This window comes from Citricoccus sp. NPDC079358, assembly GCF_040702545.1.
GTDB lineage: Bacteria > Actinomycetota > Actinomycetes > Actinomycetales > Micrococcaceae > Citricoccus.
The window spans coordinates 169,442-184,770 of record NZ_JBFBLI010000004.1 but is presented as its reverse complement, the minus strand read 5'-3'; the positions used below and the strand labels follow the sequence as shown (position 1 = coordinate 184,770).

Here is a 15,329-nt window from a genome sequence, read left to right as displayed (position 1 = left end):
TCAAAACGGGTTCAGTGCTCGTGGGTGGTGAGGTCGTGGTCCTTGGACTCGCGGGTCAGCACGAGCGCGATGATGGAGACCACAGCCATGGCGCCGAGGAACACGGCCACGGGGACGATCGAGGTGCCGCCGCCGGGACCCGCGTACAGGGTGGCCAGGATGGTGGGGGTGAAGCCGGCACCGAGCAGGGTGGCCAGCTGGTAGCCCAGGGAGGCGCCGGTGTAACGCGATCCGGTGCCGAACTGCTCGGCGATGAAGGCGGCCAGCGGGCCGTAGATCATGCCGTGCAGACCCAGGGCGATGGTGAAGGCCAGCAGCAGCACCAACCAGTTCGTGGAGGTGAGCATGCCGAACAGCGGGAAGAGGAAGCCGACGAACAGGATCAGGCCGGCGATCATGACCGGGCGGCGTCCGAAGCGGTCGGAGAGGTGCCCGAACCAGACCACGAAGAAGATCGAGAAGATCGAGGCCAGGGCGAAGGCGTAGAGCACGGACGAGCGTTCGGTGCCGGCGTCCGTGGAGTACTGGACGGCGAAGGTGGACAGCAGCACCTGCAGCCCGAAGCCGCTGGCGCCGGCGAACATGGTCAGCAGCAGGGCCTTGGGCCGGCGCAGGACCTCCCAGATCGGCAGCTTCCGCTTCTCACCGGACGCCTCGGCCTGGGCGGCGGCGGCCTCGAAGATGGGAGACTCGTGGATCTTGGCGCGGATGACCATGCCGACGATCAGCAGGGCGAAGGACAGCAGGAACGGCACGCGCCAGCCCCAGGACAGGAACTCCTCCTGGGGGAGCACGGCGGAGAACGTGCCGAGGACGAAGGTGCCCAAGGCGGCGCCGGTGGGGGCGCCGGCGTTGGTGAAGGAGGCCGCGAAGCCACGCTTGCCGCCCTCGGAGTGCTCCAGGGCCATCAGGGCGGCGCCGCCCCACTCACCGCCGACGGCGATGCCCTGGCAGACGCGCAGGAAGACGAGCATGACCGCGCCCCAGCCGCCGATCGTCGCCGCGCCGGGTACCAGGCCGATCAGGGTGGAGGCCACGCCCATGATGAGCATGGACAGCACCAGCATCTTCTTGCGGCCGAGCTTGTCACCGAAGTGGCCGAAAATCGCCCCACCGAGAGGACGGGCGAGGTAGCCGGCGGCGAAGGTGCCGTAGGAGGCGATGGCGCCGGCCAACGGGTCCAGGCCGGTGAAGAAGACCGTGGGGAACACCAGAGCCGAGGCGGAGGCGTACAGCAGGAAGTCGTAGAACTCGATCGTCGAGCCGAGATAGCTCGAGAGGATGACGCGGCGGGACTCTCGGCGCTTGGTGGCCGGGTCGAGCGACGCCAGGTCCGGCGCGGCGGCCGTGGTGGTGTCGGTGGACATGGGGTGCTCCAGTCTGGACGGGGAAGTGCGGTGGGCGGGGCACCGGGGGGAACCGCCCCGACGCTCCTGTGACCTGCAACACGATACGTATATGAAACACATTATGCTTGAAGAAGTCAACCATTGAGTTGTTCACGCCTCAGGAGTGATGGCCGTATCGGGGCGCGCCAGAACGACGCCGGCCACGCGCCCGGATGGTGAGTCCAGGGTGCGTGGCCGGCGCCGTGAGAGGTGGGGTGCGGTGCTAGAAGGCGATCTTGAGCAAGAGGGAGCGCAGCTGCTTGCGCTCGCGCGGGGACAGGGTGGAGAGGGTGTAGTCCTCCGAGTCCTCGAGGATCTGCAGCGCCTGGGCGTGGAGGTCGCGGCCGGCGTCCGTGGCGATGATGATCTTGGAGCGACGGTCCCGCGGGTCGGTCTCCCGCAGGACGGCGCCGCGCTGCTCGAGGTTGTCCACGAGGGCGACGATCTGGCTGGGGTCCAGGGACAGGAACTCGCCCATCTCACGCTGGGACGGGTTCTGCCCGCTGGCCGCGAGGGACAGCACGGAGAACTGGCGGACCTTCAGGTCCAGCCCCTCCAGCTGGTGATTGGCGTGACTGATGCCGCGGCCGCGGGCGCGCGAGGTCAGGAAGTGGATCTGCTCGGCCACGTTGGAGTACAGGAAACGCTCGATCCCGTCCGTCACTTCGCCGGCAGCGTCGCCGGCGCCGCTGGGGCCGTCCGGCGTCGACGCGGTGGGGGCGGAGGATGCGGCGGCGGCGCGAGCCGTGGCGGCAGAGCCGTGGGGGGCGTTGTCGGTGGAAGTAGACATACGTTTCTCGCAACCGTTCGTCACATCGTTGATTTGTTCAAGTGTAGCGGCGCAACCCCTGTGGCGGCCGGATCCTGGGTGTTCTTAGTGAATGTACATCATTGACTTTCTCAACGGTATGGGCTGTCATGGACTTCAGAAGCGTCTACGGGCGTTTGCACCGAAGTAGTCGAGCATCGTTCCAATCCACCGATCTGGAACCCCCACCACGCAAGGAGAACCCATGTCCCTGAACGGCAAGGTAGCCATCGTCACCGGATCCGGAGCAGGCCTCGGCCTCGCCTACGCGCAGGAACTGGCCCGCCAGGGCGCGTCGGTCATCATCAACGACGTGAACCAGGAGATCGCCGATTCCGCGGTCGCCTCGATCACTGAGGCCGGAGGCAAGGCCGCCGCCGTGGTGGCCCCCGTCGGTTCCTCCGAGACGGCCGACCTGCTGGTCAAGACCGCCGTGGACACCTTCGGCGGCCTGGACATCCTGGTCACCAACGCCGGCATCCTGCGGGACAAGTCCCTGCTGAAGATGACCGACGAGGACTTCGACCTGGTCATCAACGTGCACGTCAAGGGCACCTTCACGTGCGTGCGCTCCGCCTACGCCTACTTCAAGGAGAACGGCGTCGCCGGCCGCATCGTCACGATCGGCTCGCCGACCGGCCAGCGCGGCAACTTCGGCCAGACCAACTACGCCGCTGCCAAGGCCGGGATCGTGGGCATGGTCCGCACCTGGGCGATGGAGATGAAGAAGGCCGGCGTCTGTGTCAACGCCGTCATCCCGGTGGCCGCCACCGCCATGACCAAGACCATCCCGTTCTTCAAGGCGGCCGTCGAGGCGGACGAGCGCGGCGAGGCCATGCCGGAGTTCTTCCGCAAGGAGCTCGGCTTCGGGCCGGCCCAGGACGTCGCCGGCGTCATCGCCTTCCTGTCCTCGGAGGAGGCTGCCGGCATCACCGGCCAGGCCATCGGCGTCGGTGGCGACCGCCTGCAGGTCTGGTCCCACCCCGAGCCCGTGGCCACCGAGTTCCACGAGGGCGGCTGGGACTACGCGACCATGCTCGCCGAGGGCAAGGCCGTCCTCGAGTCGAACCTGCAGTCCGTGGGTGAGAAGATGCCGGAGCTGCCGGCCGAGCTGCAGCCCGAGGCCGCAAAGTGAACGCCGGTATGAGTGCCAACGCCGAGAGTACCGGCAGCGCCGGAAACGCCGGGGCCGCCGTTCGCTATGAGTGCCGGGTCGACGTCGAGGCGGTGACCGCCATCGACATGCACGTGCACCTGGAGAAGGACGGCCACGGCCACGTGTCCATGCCGGAGGACATCATGGAGGCCTCGTCGAAGTACTTCAAGGCCGAGGAGCGCACCCCGTCGATCGACCGGATCGGTGAGATCTACCGCGAACAGAAGATGGCCGCCGTGGTCTTCACCGTGGACGCCAGCACGCAGATGGACCACGCGCCGAACTCCATCGACGACCTGGTGGCCGGCTGCGCCCGCAACAATGACGTGCTGATCCCGTTCGGCTCCGTGGACCCCCGCAAGGGCCCGGCGGCGCTGGTCGAGGCCCGCCGCCAGGCCGACGTGCTGGGGGTGCGCGGCTTCAAGTTCCACCCCTCGGTCCAGGGCTTCGACCCCTCGGACGAGCAGTTCCGCCCCCTGTGGGCCGAGCTCGAGCGGATCGGGCTGCCGTGCATCTTCCACACCGGGCAGAACGGGATGGGCGCCGGGCTGCCGGGAGGCCGCGGCATCAAGCTCAAGTACTCGAATCCGTTGCTGCTGGACGAGGTGGCGGCGGACCACCCGAACCTGCCGATCATCATGGCCCATCCCTCGGTGCCGTGGCAGGACGAGGCCAACTCGATCGCCACCCACAAGGCGAACGTGTACATCGACCTCTCCGGCTGGTCCCCGAAGTATTTCCCGGAGTCGCTCGTGCGCCAGTCCAACAACGTCCTGTCCCGCAAGGTGCTGTTCGGCACCGACTTCCCGCTCATCACGGCGGAGAAGTGGATGAAGGCCTTCGCGGACCTGCCCCTGAAGGACGAAGTCCGGCCGCTGATCCTCAAGGACAACGCCGTTCGGCTCCTCGGACTGGGCTCCGCCTCAGCCTCCACCCCGGGGGCCCGGGATGCGTGAACCCGTGACCGGGACCGTGACCCCCTCTGACCTGTACGGCTTCGCCGAGCGCCTCACCGCGGCGGAGCGGTCCGTGCTCGCAGAGTTGGTCACCGTCCTGGACGAGCAGGTCAAGCCTCATCTGAATGAGCACTGGGATGCGGCGACGTTCCCGGACGAGATCCGCCAGCCCCTGCGGGACCTGCAGCTGATGGACCCGCCGGCGCTCAAGGCCGCCGGCGAGCCCATCCGGGACATCCTCACGGGCTTCCGGAACTTCGAGCTCGCGCGGACCGACCTGAACGTCTGCACCTACTTCAACGCGCAGGCCGGGCTGTTCCGCACCGCGGTGCGCCTGGGCGGCTCCGCGGAGCAGGTGGCGCAGCTGGACCCGAAGATCGTGGACTACTCCCTGACCGGCGTCTTCGCCCTCACCGAGCCGGACCACGGTTCGGACGTGGCCGGCGGGCTGGCCACGTCGGCACGGCGCCAGCAGGACGGGTCCTGGCGGATCAACGGCGCCAAGCGCTGGATCGGTGGAGCCTTCGAGTCGGACGTGCTGGCGACCTTCGCCCGGGACGAGGCGGACGGTGAGGTCAAGTGCTTCCTCGTCCCGCGTGAGGCCGAGGGCGTGACGCTGGAACTGATCCGGAACAAGGCCAGCCTGCGCATCATGCAGAACGCGCACATCACCTACACGGACGTGCGGGTGGAGGAGGCGGACCGGCTCCAGGGGATCAACTCCTTCAAGGACGTCAGCCGGTGCCTGCGCAGCATGCGCTCGGATGTCGCCTGGATGGCCACCGGTGCCCAGGCCGGCGCCTTCGAGGCCGCCCTGCGCTATGTCCGCTCGCGGGAGCAGTTCGGCCGGCCGATCGCCGGGTTCCAGCTGATCCAGGAGAAGCTGGCGACGATGCTCGCCAACCTCACGGCCTCGCTGGGCATGGTGGTGCAGCTGACCGAGCAGCAGGCGGCCGGCACCTACAAGGACGAGAACTCGGCGCTGGCCAAGATGTTCACCGCCCTGCGGCTGCGGGAGACCGTGGCGCTGGCCCGTGAGGTCTGCGGCGGCAACGGCATCACGCTGGACACCGACGTCGCCCGTTTCCACGCGGATGCGGAGGCCGTCTACTCCTACGAGGGCACCCATGAGATCAATGCCCTGATCGTCGGGCGTGCCGTCACCGGCGTGGGAGCCTTCGTCTAGCGCGCTCCCTCCCGAGCGCGGGGTCACGAATTCATCACCGATGGACCGAGACCATTGCACTTTCCAACTATTGTGATGTAGAACACAGTTCATAAGGAGAAAACACCATGAGCGAAACCACCACCGCCAAGACCGTCGTCAGCTTCGACGAGGTCAAGAACCTCGCCGGGACGGACCTGGGTGTCACCGAGTGGCGCGAGGTCACCCAGCAGATGATCGACACCTTCGCCGATGCCACCGACGACCACCAGTGGATCCACACCGATCCCGAGCGCGCCAAGGACGGCCCCTTCGGTGCTCCGATCGCCCACGGCTTCCTCACCCTGTCCCTGATCATCCCGTTCTGGTCCGAGCTGTTCGACGTCACCGGCGTCAAGACCAAGGTCAACTACGGCCTCGACAAGGTCCGCTTCACCTCCCCGGTGACGGTCGGCTCCCGCATCCGCATGCAGATCACCGTCAAGGAGGTCTCCGAGGTCAAGGGCAACGGCCTGCACCTGGTGGCTGACGGCACCATCGAGATCGAAGGCCAGGAGCGCCCCGCGGTCGTCGCGACGTTCCTGTCCCGCTTCTACGCCTGAGGCATCCGCGCTCAGGCTCTCGCCGCCCGGCACCCCCGCCGGGCACGAACCCAGGAGAAATCCATGAACAAGAAGTTTGCATCCCTCATGGCCACGGCCGCCGTGGCGGGCCTGGCCCTCACCGGCTGCGGTTCGGGCTCGCCGACCGGTGAGGATGGCGGCTCGACGTCGGCCGGCGCCTCCGAGAGCGGCGCCGCCTCCGGAGAGCTCACCCCGGTGACGGTTGGCGTGCTGCCGATCGCGCCGTCGGTGGGTGTGCAGTACGGCATCGAGAACGGCATCTTCGAGGAGCACGGCTTCGAGGTCGAGCTCTCGACCCAGAACGCCGGTGCCGCCATGCTGCCGGCCGTCTCGAATCAGCAGATCACCTTCGGGGTCGGCAACCCGCTGTCGGTGATGACCGCTGTGGATCAGGGTCTGGACATGCGTATCGCCGCCGGGTACTCCAACTCGCTGGCCGAAGGCGATGACATCGCCGGGGTGGTCACGCGGGCTGACAGCGGCATCGAGGGCTATGCGGACCTCGAGGGCAAGGTCACCTCCGTCAACGCCCTGCGGACCCTGGGGGACCTGACCATCATGAACGACGCCGAGGAGGCCGGGGCGGACCCGGAGGCCCTCGAGTTCAACGAGATGCCGTTCCCGGACATGCCGGCCCAGCTGGAGCAGGGCAATGTGGACGCCATCTGGGTGCCGGAGCCGTTCCTGACCAATGTGCTCGCCGATGAGGCCAACACTCTCGTCGGCTACTCCTTCCAGGACGCCATCCCCGGCATGCCCACCATGGTGACCTTCACCTCGGGGGCCTATGCCGAGGAGAACCCGGAGGTCGTGGCGGACTTCGCGGCCGCGATGACCGAGGCCCTGGCCGCCTCGGAGGAGGACCCGGAAGGCACCCGCGCGCTGCTGCCGGAGTTCATCGACCTGCCCGAGGAGGTCGCCCAGAACCTCAAGATGGAGGAGCTCAGCGGCGAGATCCGCACCGATCAGCTCAACAAGACGGCCGAGCTGGCCGTGAAGTACGGCTTCATCGGTGAGGCTCCGGATCCGGCCAGCCTGTACATCCAGTAACACCCGCGAGGGCCCGACGCCGGCCCCTTGTCGTCCCAGCGCAGCGCCCCTCATCGCTTTGCGGGCAGAGACTAGTACTCATCTCTGCCCGCAAAGTGCGTCTTGGGCGGTGGGCGGTGGGCGGTGGGCCGGTCGCCGGTTCGCCTGGGGGGGGGTACCGCGTCCGTGCTGCTGGGCTACCGGCCGGCGTCGGGTGCGGTGTTCTCGTTCGGAGCATGGGCGAGGACCCGCTCCAGCAGCCCCATCAATTGCTCGGACTCTGCCTCGGTCAGCGGCATGAAGAGCTGGCGGTTGACCTCCAGGGCGGGTCCGTACATCTCCTGCAGCAGGTCATGTCCGGCGTCGGTCAGGGTGGCCACGCGGCGGCGGCCATCCCGGGCGTCGCGGTGCACGCTGACCAGTCCGCGCGAGGCCATGCGGCTGACGAGCTCGGTCAGGGAGGCCTTGTCCACCGCGAGCTGGGCGGCGATCTCGGTCTGGCTGAGGCCGGAGTCGGAGCGGGCCAGGCAGAGCAGGAGCCCGAATTGGATGCTCGTGTTCTCCGTGGAGACGTGTTCGGTCCAGAGCTGGCCGTGCAGGCTCAGCAGGCGGCGGACGGCGAGGCTGCGGAACACCTGGGGAGGGGCCAGTTCGGTCTCGGTTCCGTTCACCTTGGAGCCTCCTGACGCGCCACGATCTGGGTGACAAACAATATTGTTGACAAAATCATGAAAATCTCTTGTCTGCCGGGATCACGGCTGACTAGGCTGTGTCTCACATTACAGGTACCGTCCACCCCCGGCCGGTGCCATCTCGCACTTTGCCTTCCAGGAGCACCATCATGATGAGGAAACTTCGCGTGGCCGCCGTCGGCGCCGCCGCCCTTTTGGCCCTGACCGCCTGCGGTTCGGGGTCGCCGACCGAGGGCGGCACCACCACCGCCCCCGCGGAGGGATCCGAGCCGGCCGCCGGCGGCGACCTGACCCCCATCGAGGTCGGGGTCATCCCGATCGTCGACGTGGCCCCGATCTACCTGGGCGTGGAGGAGGGCATCTTCGAGGAGCACGGCCTGGATGTCACCCTGACCCTGGCCCAGGGCGGTGCGGCGATCGTGCCGGCCGTCCAGTCGGGGCAGATGGACTTCGGCTTCTCCAACGTCACCTCCCTGATCATCGGGCGCGACGCCGGCCTGCCGCTGAAGATCGTGGCGACCGGCCCGCAGACCACCGGTGACGGCGACGACGACTTTGCTCATATCGTGGTCCCGGCCGATTCCGAGGCGACCAGCCTGGCAGACTTGGAGGGCAAGCGGATCGCCGTGAACACCCTGAACAACATCAATGACTCCGTGATCTCCGAGGGCATGCGGCAGGAGGGTGGTGACCCGGAGTCCATCGAGTACGTCGAGATGGCCTTCCCGGACATGGTCGCCCAGCTGGAGGCCGGCAACGTGGACGCCATCGGTGCCGTGGAGCCGTTCGTGACCCTGGCGGAGGCGGCCGGTGGTCAGCGCGTCTACGGCCAGTATGCCGAGCCGGTGCCGGACCTCTCGATCGCCGCCTACTTCACCACGGACCAGAAGATCGAGCAGGATCCTGAGCTGGTGGAGGCCTTCACCGCCGCCATGAAGGAGTCCCAGCAGTTCGCCACGGACAATCCGGAGGCGGCCAAGGCCGTGCTGCCGAGCTACACCTCGCTCGAGCAGGACGTGATCGACGAGCTGACGATGCCGCGTTTCCCGCAGGAGCATGACATCGCCTCCCTCGAGAAGATCGCCGAGTTGTCCCTGGACTCCGGCCTGATCGACGCCATCCCGGCGACCGAAGACCTGATCGTCCAGTAACGGCTGTCCACCACCGCATCGGCCGGGCTCTTCGCGGGGCCCGGCCGGTCCTCTGTTCGCACAGGAGAAGACCCCCATGTTCACCAGAAGACTCCGTACCGCAGCGGTCACTGCGGCCGCCCTGCTCGCCCTGACCGCCTGCGGTTCCGGCTCCCCCTCGGAGGGGGCCGGGGATGGATCCGCACCTGCCGCGGACGGCGGCTCCGCGGCTGCCGGCGAGCTGACCCCCATCGAGGTCGGGGTCATCCCGATCGTCGACGTCGCCTCCATCTACCTCGGCGTGGACGAGGGCATCTTCGAGAAGCACGGCCTGGATGTCACCCTGACCCTGGCCCAGGGTGGTGCGGCGATCGTGCCGGCCGTCCAGTCGGGGCAGATGGACTTCGGCTTCTCCAACGTCGCGTCGCTGATCATCGGGCGTGACGCCGGCCTGCCGCTGAAGATCGTGGCCACCGGCCCGCAGTCCACCGGCAACGGCGACGACGACGCGGCCGCAATCATGGTCCCGGCCGACTCCGACATCCAGGGGGTGGAAGACCTGGCGGGAAAGCGCGTCGCCGTGAACACGCTCAACAACATCAACCACGCCACCACCTATGAGGGCGTCAAGCAGGCCGGCGGCGCCGTGGAGGACGTGGACTTCGTCGAGGTGGGCTTCCCGGACATGCAGGCCCAGCTGGAGGCCGGCAACGTGGACGCCATCACGGCCGTCGAGCCTTTCGTGACCATGGCCGAGCAGGGCGGCGCCCGGAACATCTACGGGTTCTTCGCCGAGCCGGTGCAGGAGTTGTCCGTCTCCGGCTATTTCACCACGGACCAGAAGATGGAGCAGGAGCCCGAGCTGGTGGAGCAGTTCACCGCGGCCATGAAGGAGTCCCAGCAGTACGCCACGGACCATCCGGACGAGGCCAAGGCCATCCTGTCCAGCTACACCTCGATCGACTCCGAGACCGTGGAGGAGCTGACCATGCCGGCGTTCCCGCAACTGCACAACATCGCCTCGCTGGAGCGCATGGCCGAGATCCTCCAGGAGATGGGCCTGATCGAGGAGATCCCCGCGACCAGTGACCTGATGGTGGACGGCGCCGGCCAGTAAACCGATCCATCGCCGCACGCTCCTTCCGCGACGTCGGTCCTCCCGGGGTGCTCCCGGGAGGGCCGGCGTCGTTCCGTCGGAGGGGCGGTGCCACGAATGTTCTCCACAATCGTTGAAATACTCAACGGAATAGCGCACAATGAGGGGGAGTGTGGTCCGCCGCACAATTGCCGTACGCCATACCGCCGCGAGGAGTAGGAACGCATGATCAACCGTGGAATCGGAGACTGGATCCACCGCCGCCGCATCAAGTCCGCCGGAAACGTCGCCGTCATCAGCGCCGCCGGCGAGCTGACGTATGACGACTGGGCCGTGCGCATCGACCGGCTGGCCGACGCGCTCACGCAGCGCGGCGTGCGGCAGGGTGACCGCGTGGCCTACCTCGGCGAGAACCACCCCTCGTTCCTCGAGTCGCTGTTCGCCGTCGGCTCCCTCGGTGCGGTGTTCGTGCCCCTCAACACCCGCCTGGCGCCGCCGGAGATCGCCTTCGCCCTCAACGACTCGGGCTCCACCGTGCTCCTGGCCTCAACGACCATGGAGCCGCTGGCGGTCTCGGGAAGCCGGGGGACCGGCGTCGGGCTCCTGGCCCTGGTGCAGGATGGCACCCCGGTGCCGGCCGAGCGTCAGGACGGCGACCTGGAGGCGGTCGACTACGAACAGCTGCTGGCCGGCGGCGAACCCGTCCGACCGGACGTGGCCGTGGGTCTCGACGACCTGGCGATCATCCTCTACACCTCCGGCACGACGGGCAAGCCCAAGGGCGCCATGCTCACCCACGGCAACCTGACGTGGAACAGCTTCAACGTCATCACGGACATGGACATCATGTCCGACTCGGTGTCCCTGATGATCGCGCCGATGTTCCACGTGGCCTCGCTGGGCATGGGCGCGCTGCCGACCCTGCTCAAGGGCGGCACCCTGGTCCTGGAGCCGCGGTTCGAGCCCGGCCGCGTCCTCGAGCTGATCGAGAAGCACCGGGTCACCTTCATCTCGGGGGTGCCGACCACGTACCAGCTGCTGGCCGAACACCCGAACTGGGAGTCGGCGGACATCTCCTCGCTGCGCAATCTGACCTGTGGCGGTTCCGCCGTGCCCCTGCGCGTGCTGGAGGCCTACGAGAAGAAGGGGCTGTCCTTCACCAACGGCTACGGGATGACCGAGACGTCCCCGGGGGCCACCAGCCTGCCGGCCCGCTACTCCCGCCCCAAGCAGGGCTCCTCCGGGCTGCAGCAGTTCCACACCTTCGTGCGGATCGTGGACCCCCTGGGCCAGGTCTGCCCTCCCGGCGAGGTCGGCGAGATCCAGGTCCAGGGCCCCAATGTCATCAAGGCCTATTGGAACCGTGAGGACGCCACCAGGGACTCCTTCGTGGAGGCCGAGGACGGCAGCTGGCTGAAGACCGGGGACATGGGCTACCGGGATGAGGAGGGGTTCGTGTTCATCTCCGACCGCCTCAAGGACATGATCATCTCCGGTGGCGAGAACATCTACCCGGCCCAGGTGGAGCAGGAGATCTCCCAGCTGGAGGCGGTGGCGGCCGTGGCCGTGATCGGCGTCCCGGACGAGAAGTGGGGCGAGGTCCCGCGCGCCGTGATCGTGGTCCGGGAGGGGCACGAGCTGACCGAGGAGCAGGTCATCGGACACCTCAATGGCAAGCTGGCCCGCTACAAGATCCCCAAGTCCGTGGTGTTCACCGAGGAGATGCCCCGCACCGCCTCCGGCAAGATCCGCAAGCCGGACCTGCGCCGGCAGTTCGGCTGACCGCCCGCGGCCCGGAACCGGTATCCAGCCGACTCGGCTGACCACCCGCGGCCCCGGACCGGCATCCTGCCGGTGCGGGGCCGCCTCCGCGTGGTGCCCGCGGCCCTGGGGTCAGTCCAGGATGGTCTGGTCCAGGTCCGGCTCGGAGTCCAGGAAGCCGAACTTGTGGGCGGTGGCGCTGAGGTCCTCCAGGATGGCGCGATCGAGCTCCCCGGAGAGGTACTCCAGGTTGAGCGAGTCCACCACGGCGGCGTCCATGCCGGTGTAGTCGACGATGGCCTCCCGGAAGGCGTCCTCATCCGCCATGGCCAGCTCGGTTGATTCGGTGATGGCGTCCCGGAAGGCCTCCACCACCTCGGGGTTCGCCTCGGCGTAGTCACCGTTCGTGAACGTCACCATCGAGTACAGCCCGTCGATGGCACGCAGGGAGTCGCCGATGAATTGGACGCCCTCCTGGGCGCGGCCCTGGCTGAGGAACGGCTCCGGGATCCAGGCGGCGTCGATGTTCCCCTGCTCGAGCTGGGCCAATTGGTCCGGGAATCCGATCTCGGTGAACTCCACCTGCTCCGGATCCCCGCCGTCCGCCTCCACGGACTGCATGATGGTCAGGTGCCCCTGGGTGTTCAGCGTGTTGACGGCCACGCGCTTGCCCTCCAGATCCGCCCAGGAGGAGATGCCGGACTCCTCGAGCGCGATGACTCCGCTGGGGGCCTGGTCCTCCGGGTCGTCGACATTCTCGTAGCTGGTCGAATATCCGGCGATGATCCTGATGTCCAGGCCCTGGCTGTTCGCCAGCAGGATGGACTGCGGGTTCCCGACGGCGAACTCGACCGTCCCACTGGACACGGCCGGCAGGAGTGCTGCACCGCCCTGGCCTTGCTGGATGGTCACGTCGAGTCCGTGCTTCTCGAAGATCCCCTCCTCGATGCCCAGCGGGACGGCGGCCGAAGTGGCGATGGGCAGCAGGCCGACGGTCACCGGCGTCAGCTCATCGGTGCCGGCGGCGGCGTCCTCGGCGGGCGCCGAGGAGCTCGCGCCGCTCGGGCTGCCACCGGAGCAGCCCGTCAGCATCAGCCCTGCGGCGGTGAGGGTGGTCAGGGTGATGAGCGTGGTGCGGGTGAAGCGGCGAGGTGTGGCCACGGCTGGCTCCTAGGCGGTGAACGGTCGGGGAGGACATCACGCCACCCGGCAGGCTGGTGTGATCTCGATCACTCTGGCACTCTTGGGTCGGCGCCGCCGGACCTTTCCCTTTCAAGGGGAACGCCGGTTTCGCCGACCGGCCGCCGTGTCTAGGTTGGACACACCGGCCTCGTGGATCCCCTGACGACTGTCCGCGGGATCGAGGCCCGTCCCGATCGGGAGGATCATCACGATGTCACAGACCGAAGCCACCGAATCACTCGCCCAGGCCATCGAACGGACCGGAGGCCCGGTCGAGTTCCTGCGCAACCAGGACTGGCCGTCCATCACGTTCCCCATCACCCCGGAGTTCACCAACTGGCGCGACGAACAGCGGGCCTGGCGGACCACCGTGGCGCTGATGGACCAGTCCCACCACATGACCCAGCTGTTCCTGGGCGGGGCCGATCTCCTGCCGCTGTTGGCGTCCATCTCCCCGAACACGTTCGCCACCTTCCGGCCGGGGGTGGCCAAACAGCTGATCTCCGTCAACCAGGACGGGTACCTGATCGGGGACGGAATCCTGTTCTACCACTCCGAGGGGCACGAGGGCCTGGTGCTCGTGGGGCACCACATCCTCATCGACTGGGTGCGGTTCACCGTGGAGAAGGCGCAGGCTGCCGGCCGGGACGTGCACCACCGGCTGGACCCGAACTCGAACATGCGCTCGGGCCCGCCCACCCTCTACCGCTACGAACTCCAGGGTCCGGAGGCGGACCGGGTCATGGAGAAGGTGTTCGGTGGCCCCGTGCCGGAGGTGAAGTTCTTCCACATCGCCGAGGTGCAGATCGCCGGTCGCACGGTGAAGGCACTACGCCACGGGATGGCCGGCCAGCCCGGCTTCGAGTTCTACGGGCCCTGGGAGGACCATGAGGCCGTCCACGCGGCCTTGGTGGAGGCCGGTCAGGAGTTCGGTCTCCGCCTGGTTGGGGCCAAAGCCTATTCAAGCTCGCCCCTGGAGTCCGGCTGGATCCCCACGCCGTTCCCCGCGATCTTCAGTGACGACTTCGCCGAATACCGGCAGTGGCTGCCGGCGGCCCGGGCTGGCTCGATCGGCGGCTCGCTCTACTCCGAGAACGTGGAGGACTACTACGCCACGCCCTATGACTTCGGGCTGGGCCGATCGGTGAGGTTCGACCACGACTTCCACCGCCGCCAGGCCCTGGAACGGCATGCCGAGAACCAGACCCGGCGCAAGGTCACGCTGCTGTGGAACGCGGACGATGTGGCCAGCGTCGTGAGATCCCAGCTGGAGGACGGCACCCCGGCCAAGTACCTGGACTTCCCGAAGGCGCGGTACGGCTTCTACCAGATGGACGAGGTGGTGCGGGGCTCGCAGCGGGTGGGTATCTCCACGGACGCCGGCTACGTGGCCTTCCCCCAGCTATACATGTCCCTGGCCACCCTGGACGCGGCCATCACGGACGGCGAGGAGGTCGAGGTCGTCTGGGGCGAGGACCCGGTCTCCCGCAAACCCCAGGTGGACCAGGACCACCGGCAGGTGAGGATCCGTGCCACCGTGGCCCCGGCTCCCTATCAGGAGTACGCGCGGACCCGGTACCGCGCCAACGGCTGAGGTTAGGCGTCCTGGGTGCTCAGGGTGCCCAGCTCATCCTGCGCATCCAGGTCGTCCAACTCGTCCAGGAGCCTCAGCCCCCGCTCGGCCCAGGCGATCTCCACGTCCGCGCGGTCCACGAGCCCCTCGTAGGTGAACTTCTTGAAGGCGGTGGTGCGGCGGTGCTGGGCGGCGGGGACGGTCTCGAGCCGGCGGTTGAGGGTCTCCGAGGTGCCGGCGAAGACCTCGTCGATCTGCTGCTGCCACTGCCCCCGGAGTTGCAGGATGTGCTCCCGGTAGGCCGCCAATTGATCGCGGGCGCGGTCCGGGGTGGCGTACTCGAAGTAGGCGGCCCGCAGGTGCATGGGGTCGCGGTCCCGCGTCCACTGCAGGTCGGAGTCCATCCACTCGCCGAAGGCCACGCGGCCCTGCTCGGTGATGGTGTACTCGATCTTCCGGCCCTTGCGGCCCCACGGGACCTCCTCGGACTCCAGCAGTCCGTCCTGCAGCATCCGGCGCAGCTCCGGATAGATCTGGGAATCGGGGGCGTGCCACACGTTGCCCACGGAGGAGCCGAAGCGCTTGGCCAAGTCATAGCCGGTCATGGGCTCTACGGTGAGCAGGGCCAGCAGCGCATTGCGCAGGGACATGTGGTCATCCTTCCTGCCGGACGCCCGTCTGCGGTCTGCTGCCCCGGGCGAATCGGTGATCCGCACCACTGTAACGGGCCGAGAGCCAGATACCTATGTCCATAGGTCTGAGGAACGCCA

Annotated in this window: 14 protein-coding genes; 9 read left to right on the top strand and 5 right to left on the bottom strand. The window is 67.9% G+C overall.

The features are described from left to right. Positions 1–11: 11 nt before the first annotated feature. Both AB0333_RS07155 and AB0333_RS07150 read right to left on the bottom strand, forming a co-directional pair. Positions 12–1,367: an MFS transporter gene (locus tag AB0333_RS07155; protein WP_366217986.1), complete on the bottom strand. Its 1,356-nt coding sequence runs from the start codon at positions 1,365–1,367 to the stop codon at positions 12–14. Positions 1,368–1,611: 244 nt separating this feature from the next. After that, the gene (locus AB0333_RS07150; protein ID WP_366217984.1) at positions 1,612–2,178 is read right to left on the bottom strand and encodes a MarR family transcriptional regulator; all 567 of its coding nucleotides are present in this window, start codon (positions 2,176–2,178) and stop codon (positions 1,612–1,614) included. Between the two features lie 223 nt (positions 2,179–2,401). Between AB0333_RS07150 and AB0333_RS07145 the strand changes: the two genes are divergently transcribed. From AB0333_RS07145 to AB0333_RS07125, 5 genes are all read left to right on the top strand, one after another. Continuing rightward, complete coding sequence (locus AB0333_RS07145) at positions 2,402–3,331, top strand: SDR family NAD(P)-dependent oxidoreductase (protein ID WP_366217982.1); 930 nt, start codon at positions 2,402–2,404, stop codon at positions 3,329–3,331. Positions 3,332–3,339: 8 nt separating this feature from the next. Further along, complete coding sequence (locus tag AB0333_RS07140; protein ID WP_366217980.1) at positions 3,340–4,308, top strand: amidohydrolase family protein; 969 nt, start codon at positions 3,340–3,342, stop codon at positions 4,306–4,308. Positions 4,309–4,312: 4 nt separating this feature from the next. Next, positions 4,313–5,494: an acyl-CoA dehydrogenase family protein gene (locus AB0333_RS07135; protein WP_366217978.1), complete on the top strand. Its 1,182-nt coding sequence runs from the start codon at positions 4,313–4,315 to the stop codon at positions 5,492–5,494. 107 nt (positions 5,495–5,601) lie between these two features. Beyond that, positions 5,602–6,075, top strand: a complete 474-nt coding sequence (locus tag AB0333_RS07130) for a MaoC family dehydratase (RefSeq protein ID WP_366217976.1) — start codon at positions 5,602–5,604, stop codon at positions 6,073–6,075. 63 nt (positions 6,076–6,138) lie between these two features. Then, positions 6,139–7,146 (top strand): ABC transporter substrate-binding protein, encoded by a 1,008-nt coding sequence (locus AB0333_RS07125; RefSeq protein ID WP_366217974.1) that lies wholly within the window; start codon positions 6,139–6,141, stop codon positions 7,144–7,146. 176 nt (positions 7,147–7,322) lie between these two features. Here AB0333_RS07125 and AB0333_RS07120 read toward each other — a convergent pair whose 3' ends face one another. Further along, the gene (locus AB0333_RS07120) at positions 7,323–7,796 is read right to left on the bottom strand and encodes a MarR family transcriptional regulator (RefSeq protein WP_366217972.1); all 474 of its coding nucleotides are present in this window, start codon (positions 7,794–7,796) and stop codon (positions 7,323–7,325) included. 170 nt (positions 7,797–7,966) lie between these two features. Here AB0333_RS07120 and AB0333_RS07115 point away from each other — a divergent pair, with 170 nt between their 5' ends. From AB0333_RS07115 to AB0333_RS07105, 3 genes are all read left to right on the top strand, one after another. Further along, on the top strand, positions 7,967–8,968 hold the full coding sequence (locus AB0333_RS07115; protein WP_366217970.1) for an ABC transporter substrate-binding protein: 1,002 nt from the start codon (positions 7,967–7,969) through the stop codon (positions 8,966–8,968). Positions 8,969–9,044: 76 nt separating this feature from the next. Continuing rightward, positions 9,045–10,064 carry an ABC transporter substrate-binding protein gene (locus AB0333_RS07110; protein ID WP_366217968.1) on the top strand — a complete coding sequence of 340 codons (1,020 nt, stop codon included), beginning with the start codon at positions 9,045–9,047 and terminating at the stop codon, positions 10,062–10,064. Positions 10,065–10,268: 204 nt separating this feature from the next. Then, positions 10,269–11,825, top strand: a complete 1,557-nt coding sequence (locus AB0333_RS07105; protein WP_366217966.1) for a long-chain fatty acid--CoA ligase — start codon at positions 10,269–10,271, stop codon at positions 11,823–11,825. Between the two features lie 111 nt (positions 11,826–11,936). Here AB0333_RS07105 and AB0333_RS07100 read toward each other — a convergent pair whose 3' ends face one another. Beyond that, the gene (locus tag AB0333_RS07100; RefSeq protein WP_366217964.1) at positions 11,937–12,965 is read right to left on the bottom strand and encodes an ABC transporter substrate-binding protein; all 1,029 of its coding nucleotides are present in this window, start codon (positions 12,963–12,965) and stop codon (positions 11,937–11,939) included. Positions 12,966–13,197: 232 nt separating this feature from the next. On the opposite strand from AB0333_RS07100, the gene AB0333_RS07095 reads away from it, so the two are divergent. After that, the gene (locus tag AB0333_RS07095; RefSeq protein WP_366217962.1) at positions 13,198–14,580 is read left to right on the top strand and encodes an aminomethyl transferase family protein; all 1,383 of its coding nucleotides are present in this window, start codon (positions 13,198–13,200) and stop codon (positions 14,578–14,580) included. A gap of 2 nt (positions 14,581–14,582) precedes the next feature. Here the strand turns inward: AB0333_RS07095 and AB0333_RS07090 are convergent, their stop codons facing one another. Continuing rightward, positions 14,583–15,209 carry a PadR family transcriptional regulator gene (locus tag AB0333_RS07090; RefSeq protein ID WP_366217960.1) on the bottom strand — a complete coding sequence of 209 codons (627 nt, stop codon included), beginning with the start codon at positions 15,207–15,209 and terminating at the stop codon, positions 14,583–14,585. Positions 15,210–15,329 lie beyond the last annotated feature (120 nt).